Origin of the sequence: Adhaeribacter soli (genome assembly GCF_008727925.1) — a bacterium.
GTDB classification, from domain to species: Bacteria; Bacteroidota; Bacteroidia; order Cytophagales; family Hymenobacteraceae; genus Adhaeribacter_A; species Adhaeribacter_A soli.
The window spans coordinates 16,906-31,086 of sequence record NZ_VTWT01000003.1 but is presented as its reverse complement, the minus strand read 5'-3'; the positions used below and the strand labels follow the sequence as shown (position 1 = coordinate 31,086).

Here is a 14,181-nt window from a genome sequence, read left to right as displayed (position 1 = left end):
TTTGTCGCAATGCTGTGAAAGACGTAATATATTACGTCTCTACAGGGGTTCCGGAAATTTACCTGTCGGCCACAGATACCAACAACGGATCAAAGCTTTTTAAAAGCAAAACGCTATAAATACATAAACCAAAAACACATACCGCGAAAAAAGTCCTCCCCTGTTTTTAGGGGAGGATTTAGGTGGGGTAATATGCACAACCTGATCATCGATATCGGCAACACCAGCATCAAGTACGGCGTTTTTCAGGGCAAAGAACTGAAGCAGAAAGGCATTTTACCTGATCTGGCTGCTTTAGAAAAACTGGCTGCTGAAAATAACTTCGATAATCTGGCGCTTTCCACAGTAAGTACACCGGCCGAAGAAGTGCTGAAAACCGTAGCGGTTCCGGGCAAAAAAGTAGTGCTTACGCATGAAACAAAGCTACCTATCAAAAACCTCTACGAAACGCCGGAAACCTTAGGCAAAGACCGCTTAGCGGCCGTTTTAGGCGCTGCTTTCCTGTACCCGAATACCGATTGCCTCGTAATAGATGCCGGAACCTGCATTACCTACGACTTCCTGGATGCCAACGGAAATTACCACGGCGGGCTGATAACCCCCGGCCTGAATATGAAATTCCGGGCCATGCATACGTTTACAAGCCGCTTGCCGTTATTGGAACAGCCTTCGTTTGCTCCGGAACTTTCGGGGAAAACCACCGCCCAAGCCATGCAAAGCGGGGTTTACAACGGCACGCTGGCCGAAGCCGAAGGCATTATAAAACGCTATGAAAGCCAGTCAGAAAGTCTGGTGACCTTACTTTGCGGCGGCGACGCTGCTTTTTTTGAAACTAACTTAAAAGGCCGCATCTTTGCAATTCCTGAATTGGTTTTGATCGGGCTTAATAGTTTACTGATACAAGATGTTTAAATATATTTCTGCTTTTGCGCTGGCCGCCGGTTGGCTTGCTATAACTCCTGCCTTGGCTCAAAGTTCAGGGAATTCTCCTTATTCCCGTCTGGGCATTGGCGAAGTTTCTACCAACAACGGCAACATCCGCAATTTCAGCATGGGCGGTACCGGCGTTTCTTCGCCTAACAGCGCTCAGGTAAACGAGCTGAACCCGGCTTTGCTCTACTACAACAACAATGTGATTTTTGAAATGAGCGTGGCCAGTCAGCTGAAAACCCTGAAAGAGGAAAACCGCTCCCAGCGCGACGGCAACACCACCTTAAATACCATCAGCCTGAGCCTGCCGGTTCATAAAAGATGGACCGCTGCCGTTGGCCTGAAGCCTTTCAGCACCGTGCAGTACGAAACCAATACCTCCCAGCCGGTAACCGGCGATCCAAATACGCAGGCCCTGGTAAGATATAGCGGCGATGGCGGCTTAACGGAAGTTTATTTCGGCAACGGCGTAAAAGTGGCCAAAGATCTTACGGTAGGGGTAGCGGCTTCATACATTTTCGGTACCATCAATAATAATTTTACTTCGGCTATTCAGAACCAAAGCGGCCAGCAGCTGCAGGTAAGCCAGCAAACCACTTACAACGATTTTGCTTTTAAATCGGGGCTTGCGTACCGCCGGAAATTCGGGGAAAAATACAGCATCGGCATTGGCGGGGTTTATAATTTCCCGATCAGTTTAACCGCCGAACGCCGTACCCAGCTGGAGCGTATGTCTTTTACCAGTGTAACTTCCTCGTTCCAGGCCGACAGCACTTCCGGAAAAGCCCAGATCCCGGGCGGTTTTCAGGCCGGCATCAGCATCGACAACGGTACAAACTGGAGTGTTGCCCTTGATGTGGCCTCGCAAGCCTGGGGAGAATTCAAGAGTTTTGAAGGCCGGAATGAGCTGAAAAATGCCTTACGGGTTGGCCTGGGCGGCGAATACGTGCCGGAACCGGCTTCTCCGCGCTACTTCCGCCGGGTGGCTTACCGCGCCGGCCTCAGCTTCGGGCAAACGCCTTATCAGCTGGCCGGAAAGCAAGTAAACGAAGCTGCCGTTACCTGGGGCTTTACCTTGCCGGTGGGCCGGGCGCTAATTACCGAAAGCAATTTCCTGAACCTGGGCTTTGCATATGGGAAGCGGGGCACAACTGATGATAACCTGGTACAGGAAAACTTTATTCGCGTACAGGCCGGTTTCACTCTGAACAATAAATGGTTTATCCAGCGTAAGTTAGATTAATTTTTAAACGGTAGGTTTTCAACTGAAAAAGTAAGAAAGGCCTCCGGCAATAGTGCTTTACCAGATAAATAGCTGCTAACGTTTTAATGCACAAGGGTTCTCTTTACCGGAAATTGCTGTTTGCTTACGCCCTGCCAGGGTTGCTGGTGCTGGCCGTTACTTCCTGTGGCCCGACCCAGGATCCCGATAAAGAGAAAAAGTATACCGGCCCCATCATGGAAACGGCCAACGTGCATACGCTTTACAGCGATTCGGCCCGCGTGAAAATCAAGCTGAATTCGCCGCTGCAGCAGCAATTTGAAAACGGCGACGGCATTTACCCCAAAGGCCTAGATCTAACTTTTCTCGACGATCAGGGCCGGGTTACCAGTACTTTGCGTTCCAATTACGGCAAATACGACAAAGGAACCGATTCGTACCGGGTAAGAGGAAATGTAGTGGTGAAGAACCTGGAAAAGAACCAGACTCTGAACACCGAAGAACTCCGCTGGGATAAGCGGAAGCAGCAGATCAAGACCGACAAATTCGTAAAGATCCGCACGGCCGATGAGATTCTTACTGGCACGGGCCTCGAAGCCAACCAAGATTTTTCCCGGTACAAAATTCTGAAGCCAAGCGGTGTTTTCTCGGTAAAGCAATAATTTTATAAAGCCGGAAGGCAGGAAAAAGGAAGTAAAAAGCCTGTTTTCGGAATTCCGGTATTTCAATGCAATATTTTCAACGTGAACCTTAAACAAACCATTTACCTTTCCCTTGCCATCGTTTCCTTAGTGATCGGCGTGCACCGGTGCATTATCGACGGGCAAAGCGTATCTATTTCAGCGGCTATCGGGTATAATTACTGGATTTTTATGATTACTATTGTTTGTTTAATGTTGTTCCGTAACGAAAAAAAGAAACAGCGCTCTTAAGCGTTGCCTTGCCCTATGACCGACCCCGGCCCCATTTTGCTTCTGGTTTTTTTTCTGCTGCTGATAGGCTTTTACACCACCGCCGAAACCATTTACCTTCGGCCGGCAAAATTTTCTTTCGAAATAGGCGCAAAAAAACTTTCCTGGGCCGAAAAACTGACCGACTGGCTGCTGGAACACCGGCTCCGGTTGGCCGCTACCTGCCTGGTAGGCCGTTTACTGGCCATGGTAGGCGGGGGAGCGGTACTGGCAGCAAAGGTTTACGAGGAACTCCCCGAACTTACCGAATTTTCAGCCGTTGCTGTTGCTTGCCTTGCCGTTTTAGCTGGTGCGCTGGCCATTTTCCTTTTTCGCTGGCTGGTACCTAAGCTGTTTGTAGGCATTTACGGGCATCGCCTGCTTACCCCTTTTGCCGCGCCGCTGGCAGTTTCGTATTATATTTTTTACCCGCTCGTGCAGTTCGTAACCGGCTTCAATCGGTTCGTTACCAGCCGGGTGGCCCGGGTTAGTTACCAGAAAGACCGTCCGGCCTTTGCCGCTACCAACCTCGATGAGCACATGCGCCGCGCTGCCGATGTCAGTGAAACCGAAGAAATGGCCGACATCGACACCCGGATCCTGGAAAATGCGCTGGAATTCCGGACGGTGCGGGTGCGGGAGTGCATGGTGCCGCGAACCGAAATTGAAGCCGTAGAGTTTTCCGAACCGATCGAAGTTTTGCGGGAAGCTTTTGTGGAAACCGGCCATTCCAAACTGCTCATCTACAAAGAAACCATCGATAATATAATCGGCTATTGCCACCAGTTATCGCTTTTCCGCCGGCCGGCCACCATTGCTGAGATCTTAACGCCGGTAACCGTAATTCCGGAAAACATGCTGGCCAACGAGCTTCTCGTAAAATTCATTGCCGACCACCGGAGCATGGCCCTGGTCGTAGATGAATTTGGCGGCACCTCCGGTATTGTAACCGTAGAAGACATAATAGAAGAAATTTTCGGCGAAATTCAGGACGAATACGACGAAGATGATCTGGTAGAACAGGTATTGCCGGAACCGAACACGTACATTTTCAGTGCCCGCCACGAAATAGACTACCTGAACGAAAAATACGGTTTCCAACTTCCCGAAGGCGATTATGAAACCCTGGGCGGCTTCATTTTCTCCGAATACGAAGACATCCCAAAGCCCGGCGACGTGATCCAGGTTCCGCCCTTCACCATCACCATCCTCACCATGGACGAGAACCGCATCAACACCGTACAGCTCACCATGCACCCGGAGCAAACAGAATCGTAAGGCCGCTTTTTGTCTGAATCAGAATCAGGATTTTCAGGATTTAAGGATTTTCCGGACAATTGTCTGAAATCAGAATTTCCAGAATTATAGAATTTTCAGAATTAGGAATTACATGCTGGGGCATCCCTTGTGGGTGCCCTTTCACATTATTAATTCACGTTTATGTCTGAACAAGATTTTAAGGATTAAAGGATTTTTCATGGTTTCACAAAAATAGATTTCACGCATATCGCCAGCGCAGCGTCGCGCGAGCCAACATTATCTGATCTTACACAAAAAGATAAAAGCCAAATCTGAGGAAAACTGATACCAGTTTCTAAGGAGAAAGACTTTGGATTAACCGGTGCCGACGCAGGAGGCAGCCCGGTAGGGCAGGTGAATCCACGGCTTTCGAGTTAGAAACGAAGCCACCCGGCTTGAGGGGAAAGTCAGTTAAGAGTTAAAAGTTATGAGTTATGAGTTTAGAGTTGAAGCTTGCTCAAGGCCGAAAATAAGTATTTCAATAGGAACAAAAACGCTATATTTTCCCATCAAAAAACCCCTTTTACTTTCTACTAAAACATAAATCTTAACATAAAGCCGGCTAAAGGGTGTAAAATTTTGAACTTACCGGATATTCTCATTATTTTGCAATTCTTTTATAATTAAACTATTCAATGGCAGTAATTAACAAAATCAGGGAAAAGTCTGGCTGGGCCGTAGGCGCAATCGCGGTCGGCTTGCTAATTTTCATGGTATTAGGCGATTTGCTTGGTCCTCAATCCAGATTATTTGGGCGCGGTGATACAATTGTAGGCGAAATAGCCGGTCAGGAGATCACTATTCAGGAATTCGACGAAACGCTTGAAGGCGTAAAACGCAACTTCATTAACCAGAACCAGGGCCGTCAGCCAAACGAAAACGAAATGGGTCCGCTGCGTGAGCAAGCCTGGAACCAGCTTATTTTTAAAATAGCGTTTCAAAAAGAATTCGACCGTTTAGGTTTAGCCGTTACCGAAGAAGAACTGGTAGACATGGTACAGGGCAATCACATTCACCCTGCTATTCAGCAGTCCTTCACCGATCCGCAAACCGGCCAGTTCGACCGCTCTAAAGTGATCGAATACCTGAGAAACCTGAACAAAGCACCGGCTGAGCAGCAGGCCATGTGGGTGAACTTCGAAGAAAGCCTTCGTCCGGATCGCATGCGCATGAAGTTCGACAACCTGATCAAACAGTCGGCTTACGTAACCACCCAGGAAGCAAAGAACTTTAACGAAGAGCAAAATGCGCAGGCTTCTGTAAAATACCTGTACATCCCGTACTTCACCCTGAGCGATTCGGCTTTTAAAGTGACCGACGACCAGCTGAAAGCGTACCTGGATAAAAACAAGAATAAATACAAAGCCGAGCCTTCCCGTAGCGTAGAGTACGTAACCGTTTCGGTTGCTCCTTCCGCAGCCGACAAAGATGCCGCAAAAGAAGAAATCCAGAGCCTGGCCAAACAATTCCAGAATTCTACCAACGATTCTCTGTTCGTAGCTGCTAATTCCGAAACGCCTTTCAACCCGTCTTACGTGAACATTGGCCAGCTGCCGGAAAAACTGAAATCGGTTTCTTTAACCAAAGGTACCGTTGTTGGGCCTTTCGAGGAAAACGGTACTTATACTATGTATAAAGTTTCCGACGTAAAAGAAGGCGGTACCCCGTCTATCCGCGCGAGCCACATTCTGTTCAAGCCTGCTTCTGATACTCCGGAAGCAAAAGCCGAAGCCAAGAAGAAAGCCGAAGAAGTATTAGGCCAGATCAAACGCGGCGCCTCTTTCGAAGAAATGGCCCGTCAGTACGGTTCCGACGGAACAGCTTCTCAGGGCGGCGATTTAGGCTGGTTCAACCAGGGCAACATGGTTCCGGAGTTCGACAAAGCAGTATTTAATGCAAAATCTACCGGCTTGCTGCCAAACCTGGTAGAAACAAGCTTCGGTTACCACATTGTAAAAGTTACCGAACCTAAAACTACCCGCAGCTACCAGATTGCAACCGTTACCCGCAACATTGGCTCTTCCGACGATACCCGCGATGCCGCTTTCCGCAAAGTCGATGAGCTGGCTGGTACCAGCAAAAACGCCGAAGAATTTAACGCCAATATTGCCAAAGACAAATCTTTCGTAAAAGCGGAAGCGAAAAACCTCCGTCAGAACGACCGTTTCGTGAACAACCTGAACGCCCGCGAACTGGTTCGCTGGACCTTCAACAAAGACACCAAAGTAGGCGAGGTATCGCCAGTGTTCGAAGTAGACGATCAGTTTGTAGTAGCCGTACTTACCGGTAAAACCGAAAAAGGCGAACAGAACATCGAAGCCCGCCGCGAAGAGTTAACCGCTGCTGTTCGTAACGAATTAAAAGCAAATGCGATTAAAGAGAAACTGGCTAACGCAAAAGGTTCTTTAGAAGAAATCGCCGCTAAATATGGCCCTGAAGCCCAGGTTCGTACTGCCTCTAACGTAACGTTCGGTTCTGCCAACATCGAAGGCGCGGGCATTGAGCCGGTAGCCGTTGGTAAGATCTTCGCTTTACAACCAGGTAAACGTACCGAAGCAATCGAAGGCCAGGGTGGCGTAATTATGGCTGAACTGCAGCAGATTACTCCGGCTGCTCCAGTTACGGACATTGCCGGCGTGAAAAAGCAGCTCGAAGGCATGCGCATGGCCCGTTTAGACAACGCTGTTTACGAAGCCATTAAAGCCGAAGCCGAAATTAAAGATAACCGCGTGAAATTCTTCTAAGAACAAACGTTATTACATTTACTGAAAAAAAGCTGCTTCTGAGGAAGCAGCTTTTTTTATTAGCGGCCGTTTGCACAGTTTAGGTTAAAATTCCGTTATATTGAAAAGCTGAACAAAGGAGAACCGCTACTGGCCGATTCAAAACCTCAGCATTACTTCGCGGAAACTGAAATTTCCCGGATTAAAGCAAGGGCTTTAGTGGAGCCGGGTTTATAACCCAAGGCTTTAAAGCGAAAAGTTTAAAACCAGGCAAGCTCCGAACTACAAAATATATATGCGCGCAACTTTTTATTTAAAAACCATACTGTTTTGCCTGTTCCTGTTAGGAAATTATCCGGTACAGGCCCAGAAGCAAACCGGCGATGCGGCTTTGGCGAAGGAATACGTGGCCAAAGGCGATCATGCCAAAGCCGAAGCTATTTTCGAAAAGCTGATCGGGAATAACGAGCAATTTCCGCAGGTTTACCCCGATTACCTGAAAACCCTGCTGGCGCTGAAGAAATACCGCGATGCGGAAAAACTGGTGAAGAAAGCCCAGAAAAAATACCCCGGCATGCCCGCTTATGAAGTGGACTTAGGAGTAGTATATGCCGCCGCCGGAAATGCTCAGAACAGCCAGAAGCAATTCGACAAAGTAATTTCGCAGCTCACACCGCCCAAAGTACGGGCCACGGCCCAGATATTCTTAGAGCGCGGCTTGCCCGAATACCTGGAAAAAACTTACCTGCAAGGCCGGAAACTGGAGAACAACCCTTTGGCTTATTCCGGAGAACTGATGCAGCATTATACCAACTTGCGTCAGAGCGATAAGCTCATGGGCGAGGTGTTGCTGCTGGTGCAGGCCAATCCGGCGCAAATCAGTTATGCGCAGAATATGCTTCAGAACAGCATGAAAGATGAAAAGGAATTTGAAGCGCTCGAGCGTACCTTAATTTCTTCGGTACAGAAAAACCCGAATCAGAATGTATTAAGCGAATTGCTGTTGTGGGTTTACCTGCAGCGTAAAGACTTTTCCAGTGCCCTGATCCAGGCGCGTGCCCTTGACCGCCGCAGCCGCGAAAACGGCAACCGGATCTTCGAGATCGGCTCCATTAGCTTAAAGAACGGCGATTACGAAACAGCCATCGAAGCTTTTGAATACGTGGGCCGGGAATATCCGTCGGGCCCTTACTATGTGGTTTCGCGGCAGCGGCTGCTTAATGCTAAAGAAGAGCAGGTGAAAAACACTTTCCCGATAGATCACACCAAAATCAGAAGCCTGATTGCGGACTACCAGAAGCTGCTGCAGGAATTCGGTAAAAACGACCGCACCGCCGACGCCATGCGCAACATGGCCATGCTCCACGCTTTCTACCTCGATGAAAAAGAGCAGGCTATAAATTTGCTGGAAGAAGTAGTAAACACTCCGCGCACCAATCCGGACTTGGTAGCCCAGTCAAAAATAAATCTGGGCGATATTTACCTGCTGAAAGGCGAGCCCTGGGAAGCTACTTTGCTATACTCGCAGGTAGAAAAATCGCATAAAGAAACCCCGATCGGGCACGAAGCTAAGCTACGCAATGCCCGCCTGAGCTATTACAAAGGCGACTTCGAACTGGCCCAGGCCCACCTCGATATTCTGAAACTGGCCACCAGCCGTGAGATTGCCAACGATGCCATGGAGCTGAGCTTGCTGATAACGGATAATACCGGCCTCGATACCACTACCGAAGCCATGGAAGCGTATGCCGCAGCCGACCTGCTCGTATTTCAGAATAAGTTCTCGGAAGCCATTCAGAAGCTCGACTTCATGCTGAAGCAATACCCCGGCCACAGCCTGGCCGATGAGATTTATTACCAGAAAGCTAAAATATATTTACGCCAGGGAAATTACACCGATGCCCTCTTCAATTTAGCGAAGATTACCGCCAACCATAACCAGGATATTCTGGCCGACGACGCTTTATTCATGACCGCCAAAATCACCGAAGAAAACCTGAAAGACATCGAACAGGCCAAAAAGCTCTACAACGACCTGCTGGTCAAATTCCCCGGCAGCACCTATTCCGTAGAAGCCCGCAAACGTTTCCGCAACCTGAGAGGCGATGCCGCCGTGGTGAATTGAATCAGGATTCTCAGGATTTAAGGATTTTCAGGACAATACAAGTACTCGATTGCAGATTTGAGTACAGCTAACTCTGGTGAAGAACTGTGTAATGGCAGCTAATTGTCCTTTCACTGTTTGAGCAAAGAGCTGGCTTAGTAGAGCTCCCCTCCTTTTCAAGGAGGGGCAAGGGTGGTTTTGTCTACTTAAGGGAAATGGTTTTTTGTTCCGTCATCTCGACGGCAGGAGAGATCTCCGGAATAAGGTAGTGAAGTCAAAATAGAAGGTACTACCATCTTGATGGGAGCTCTCTTGACGTCGAAATGACGCGAAAACGATAGGTTTAAAGCCAGAAAAGTCAGTAGCCCAGTTCGTTGACAAGGTTCTTCGCTCTCACTCAGAATGACAACATAATATAAGGAGCACCTGCTAGCACAATGATATTCCTCCATTTAGACTAACCAACAAAACAGTAGGTTTCTGACCGAAAAAAGGCTAGGAAAAAGTGTGCCCTTACATCTGAAAAGCCTGAATAGCTTACCCGAAAATAAATAACAGAACCAGGAAAACAACAAAGGAAAGGTACATCAGTGCATCCGTCTGCCCGTAATCTTTGTACTTATTATAAAAGTCTTTTAGCTGTTTCACGTGAAATAGAATTGAAAATCAGGCAAAAATACGCACTTTTTCAGCAATTGGCCAGTTGCTCTTAAAAGCAATTCGGTTTTTACCGGACTAATTGCGTAATTTTGTAGGTAGTAAATTAACAAAATGCACGGGCAGTATGGAGAAAAGATGGGTTTATAAAGCGGCGCCGGCCCCGGAAAAGGTCAAACATCTGGCTCAGTGCCTCTCCATTCACGAAGTAATTGCCACTGTTCTTTGCCAGCGCGACATCTGTACTTTCGAAGGAGCCAAAGATTATTTTCGTCCCTCGCTGGACCACCTCCATGATCCGTTCCTGATGAAGGACATGGCCAAGGCGGTGAACCGGCTAAACGAAGCCCTGTACCGCCAGGAAAAAGTGTTGCTTTACGGCGATTATGATGTGGACGGTACCACATCGGTTGCCATGGCTTACAGCTATCTGCATCCTTACTTCAAAGAAAACCTGAGCTACTACATTCCGGACCGGTACAAAGAAGGCTACGGCGTTTCTTCGGAAGGAATTGAATGGGCCATCGAAAACGGTTTTACCCTCATCATCAGCATCGACTGTGGCATAAAATCGAATGATAAGGTGGCATATGCCAGCGCCAAAGGAATAGACTTCATTATATGCGACCACCACTTGCCCGATGTGGAGGTGCCCGCTGCCGTAGCTGTACTCGATCCGAAACAATCCGATTGCCCTTATCCTTACAAAGACTTGGCAGGTTGCGGCGTAGGCTTTAAGCTGATGCAGGCTTTTTGCATGCAGAATAACTTCGATCCGGAGGAACTCTACAGCCTGCTCGATCTGGTGGTTATCAGTATTGCCGCCGATATTGTACCTATTACCGGCGAAAATCGCATTCTGGCTTATTTCGGCTTAAAGCAATTAACGGAAGGCCCGGTCCGGCCCGGAATTACCGCCCTGAAAGAACTTGCTGCCCTGAAAGATGAGATCGATATTACCACGATCGTATTTGGACTGGCGCCGCGCATAAATGCTGCCGGCCGCATGGGCGATGCCAAACGTTCGGTGGCCATGCTGCTGGCTAAAACCAAAGAAGAAGCCTTCGAAGCCGCCAAAAGCATCGACGAATCGAATACCAGCCGCCGCCTGCACGATACCAACACCACCCGCGAAGCGCTCCTCATGATCGAGGGCGACGAATTTCTCCGCAATGCCAAATCTACCGTTTTGTATAAAGAAGGCTGGAACAAAGGCGTGGTAGGAATTGTAGCTTCGCGCTGCATCGAAAAATATTACCGACCCACCATTATCCTCACCGAATCGAACGGCATGGCCTCCGGTTCGGCGCGTTCCGTTCCCGGCTTCGATGTGCACAGCGCCATTCTGGAATGTTCTGATCTCTTGGAACAATTTGGCGGGCACATGTATGCCGCCGGTCTTACCCTGAAGGTGGAAAACATTCCGGCCTTCCGCGAACGCTTTGAAGAAATAGTTTCCCGCACCCTGGCCGATGAACTCCGCATCCCCCAGATCGATATCGATGCGCCGTTGCGTCTGAGCCAGGTTTCGCACCCGTTTTGCCGGATCATTAAACAAATGGAGCCTTTTGGCCCGGGCAACATGGCCCCGGTTTTTGCTTCTGAATGCGTGTACGATACCGGTTCCTGCCGCGTAGTAGGCGATACGCACTTAAAGCTCCGCCTCACCCAGGACGGTATGACCGAAATAGACGCCATTGCTTTCGGTATGGCCGATCATTATCCGAAAATTCTGAAAGGTATTCCCTTCGATGTTTGCTATTGCGTAGAACAGAACGTTTTCCGGGGCGTAACCTCGCTTCAACTCCGCATTAAAGATATCCGGTTCAGAAGTTAGTGTTAAGCTAAAAAGCCAGACATAAAAAGAGGCTGCAGAAATCCTGCAGCCTCTTTTGCTTTTTTAACTCTAAACCTTACTGTTTGAGGAAGCGGAGGGTTTGGGTTTCCTTTTCCGTTTGCAGAGTTATGGTGTAAATGCCCTTTTTCAGATCGGCGGTTTGAACCGGAATAGTATTAGCGCCGGCATTAACATCTGCTACTGGCAGTTTTTTCACTTCTTTGCCTACCATATCGCGGATAATTAAAGTGCCTTTACCGGCTTTCTGTGCATTAAAAGTTAAGGTGGCTTTTTCAGTAACCGGGTTCGGGAACAGTTTAAGCTGGCTGGCGGAAGCAGTTTCTTTTTTGGTGCCAAGCAGGTAAATAAAAGAAAGGTTGTCTACCAGAACATGGGTATTGGCTTCATCCGGGAAATACAGCAGGTAAATTATAGCGGTATCCGGCATGCTGCTGTTCATATACTGGATCGGGGTGGAGAAAGGAGAGAATGCACCGGGCGAAGAGCTTAATTCTCCCATTCCGAATCCGATCGTATCGCGTTTGGTACCGTTCCATTTCGTCATAAATACCAGCGCCTGGCCGTAATCATCCATATCGGTAACTACGCCCGAAGTCTGAAATTGGCCGGTAAAGCCATCCGGACGGTTGTTCGGGCCCAGCGGAAATGTAGCTTCCAGATCAGCGCCAATGGTGTCGGGGGTGGAAGAAAGTTTCAGGGCAAAGGTGCCGGCCAGGGAATTAGGCGCTTTTCCGATGCTTGGCTTCATAAAAAGGGAAATGTATTCGGAGGCAAAACCAAGCTTCCAGTCCCGGGGCATGTCGTAAGTATAAGGTCCGGTCATGCCAAAGCCGGTTTTGGTTTGCCAGTTTTCGAAGCCGGCATTCGGAATAGAGCCGGTCGGCCCTTGCTGGGCAAAAGTAGCTGACGCTAAAAATAAAGCAGTTAGAAATGTAAATAGTTTTTTCACGGTTTTAGATTGATTAATGGTTTAGGTTAAAATTATTTTTCTCAGTAATTAGAAGCTTTTTAAAACTCCACCTGTCATCCTGAGCGATAGCGAAGGACCTCGTTGATTCTCAGCACGAAAGCCAGATTTAAACTTTTTACCAGTAGCGGACGAGCTGTTTCGCTGTCGCTCAAGATGACAGCCATTTTTGATGTAGCTTATTTAATGTAGCCGCCGCGGCTTTCCAGGTTCGGGTTGGTAAGGGTTTTTACCAGGTGCCGGGCAGCTATCTGCCAGTTAAGTGGCCGTCCGGGCAGGTCTTCACGCCGGACATTATTTTGCACGCTGTTGAGTTCTTCTTCTGAAAATTCATGGCTGATATTGACCGCCTGCTCCAGGAAGCGGGCTTTGGATGCCGCCGTTATTCCTTCTCCGCCCAAACGGATAACCTTGCCATCTTTCCTGATCAGGAAACCTTTAATGAACAGCACGTCTATCGGTTTATTCGTAGCTACCAGCTTTTGCGACATCGGCAGCCAGAAGTTGGTGCCCATATCCAGGCCGGCTTGCGGCGCGCTTCGTTTTTCAATTAATGCATTCACCCGCTTCATTTTCCCGTTCGGGTACAGGTAACCTTCGCCTATCTGTAACACCAGCGCATAATCCAGGTTGTTTTTAGATATCTGTTCCTGCAATTGCTGCATCCAGGCTTTATTCCCCAGCTGCCCGGCTAACCGGATGCAATATTCCGGCGATTCCTTTTCCTGGGGGCAATCGGCAGTGATATAAAGCGGCCGCTGACCTTGCAGCACAGAGCCCAGGAAGATATCCGGGCCATCGATTAGTTTTGGGGTTGAGATGTTCAGCGGTTGCAGGCTCAGGCTATCCTGTACGTATTGGTTAATGGCTTCCAGTAAAGCCGGCATGCGTGCATCTTTAAAAGTCGGGTTTTCCATAGCACGGGCATCCAGCGTGGCAGCTACAAAACCAATCTGGGCATTTGCTGCCGGAGCCGTTTTCCTGATAAGGCGATAATAAGGTGATCTGAATATCTCGTAAGAGAATGACGGACGAAGATCAAGCCCGATAAAACCGGTAAAAAGGAATCCGCAAAGCAGGAGGGAAGTAAGCAATATCTTTTTCATACCTTTCAAAAGACCGGTTTATTTGAAGGCGTTAACCGGTTTCTGATCTTTAGACATTTCAAAGAGAGAGACACCCTTAGTATGGAGGTCAGAATTTTTTGAAATTATTTTCCGGGTATTAGGAGGCATGCAAAGCCGGAAACGCCAATCAGCCTTAAGGAATTCCGTTGACTGAAGTCAACGGCAATGGATAGGCGCTATAAGCAAGGAACCTGACGTATAGGCACAGTTTTTTATCATTACCGGATTGTTCCCAAACACAAAACCTGCGGCCTGATTTCCTATTCCCCATATCTATTGGCTTCAATCAACGGAATTTGGAAAGCGAAGACATAAAAAAAGCGTTTCCGGCCACCTGAGCAGGG

10 protein-coding genes are annotated in these 14,181 nt (G+C 48.4%); 8 read left to right on the top strand and 2 right to left on the bottom strand.

What is annotated here, in order from left to right; translation table 11 throughout:
* Nucleotides 1-192 precede the first annotated feature (192 nt).
* The 8 genes from F0P94_RS06370 (at nucleotide 193) to recJ (ending at nucleotide 11,722) form a co-directional block, all read left to right on the top strand.
* A complete protein-coding gene (locus F0P94_RS06370) occupies nucleotides 193-912 on the top strand; it encodes a type III pantothenate kinase (RefSeq protein ID WP_150902997.1) in 720 nt (239 codons plus the stop codon).
* Nucleotides 905-2,173, top strand: coding sequence for a hypothetical protein (locus F0P94_RS06365; protein ID WP_150902996.1), 1,269 nt, complete (start codon nucleotides 905-907; stop codon nucleotides 2,171-2,173). The genes F0P94_RS06370 and F0P94_RS06365 overlap by 8 nt, the downstream gene beginning before the upstream one ends.
* Nucleotides 2,174-2,259: 86 nt before the next feature.
* Entirely contained in the window at nucleotides 2,260-2,814 is a 555-nt protein-coding gene (gene lptC, locus F0P94_RS06360) for an LPS export ABC transporter periplasmic protein LptC (protein WP_150902995.1), read from the top strand.
* An 81-nt stretch (nucleotides 2,815-2,895) separates the two neighbouring features.
* Nucleotides 2,896-3,084 carry a hypothetical protein gene (locus F0P94_RS06355; RefSeq protein ID WP_150902994.1) on the top strand — a complete coding sequence of 63 codons (189 nt, stop codon included), beginning with the start codon at nucleotides 2,896-2,898 and terminating at the stop codon, nucleotides 3,082-3,084.
* Between the two features lie 15 nt (nucleotides 3,085-3,099).
* Nucleotides 3,100-4,380, top strand: a complete 1,281-nt coding sequence (locus F0P94_RS06350) for a hemolysin family protein (RefSeq protein WP_150902993.1) — start codon at nucleotides 3,100-3,102, stop codon at nucleotides 4,378-4,380.
* Between the two features lie 656 nt (nucleotides 4,381-5,036).
* Nucleotides 5,037-7,145 (top strand): peptidylprolyl isomerase, encoded by a 2,109-nt coding sequence (locus F0P94_RS06345; protein WP_150902992.1) that lies wholly within the window; start codon nucleotides 5,037-5,039, stop codon nucleotides 7,143-7,145.
* A 274-nt stretch (nucleotides 7,146-7,419) separates the two neighbouring features.
* Nucleotides 7,420-9,249 (top strand): tetratricopeptide repeat protein, encoded by a 1,830-nt coding sequence (locus F0P94_RS06340; RefSeq protein ID WP_150902991.1) that lies wholly within the window; start codon nucleotides 7,420-7,422, stop codon nucleotides 9,247-9,249.
* A 763-nt stretch (nucleotides 9,250-10,012) separates the two neighbouring features.
* Nucleotides 10,013-11,722, top strand: a complete 1,710-nt coding sequence (gene recJ / locus F0P94_RS06335) for a single-stranded-DNA-specific exonuclease RecJ (protein ID WP_150902990.1) — start codon at nucleotides 10,013-10,015, stop codon at nucleotides 11,720-11,722.
* Between the two features lie 76 nt (nucleotides 11,723-11,798).
* On the opposite strand, the gene F0P94_RS06330 is transcribed toward recJ, so the two are convergent.
* Together F0P94_RS06330 and F0P94_RS06325 are read right to left on the bottom strand one after the other, a co-directional pair.
* On the bottom strand, nucleotides 11,799-12,692 hold the full coding sequence (locus tag F0P94_RS06330; protein WP_150902989.1) for a T9SS type A sorting domain-containing protein: 894 nt from the start codon (nucleotides 12,690-12,692) through the stop codon (nucleotides 11,799-11,801).
* A gap of 197 nt (nucleotides 12,693-12,889) precedes the next feature.
* Nucleotides 12,890-13,816 carry a hypothetical protein gene (locus tag F0P94_RS06325; RefSeq protein WP_150902988.1) on the bottom strand — a complete coding sequence of 309 codons (927 nt, stop codon included), beginning with the start codon at nucleotides 13,814-13,816 and terminating at the stop codon, nucleotides 12,890-12,892.
* Between the last annotated feature and the right edge of the window lie 365 nt (nucleotides 13,817-14,181).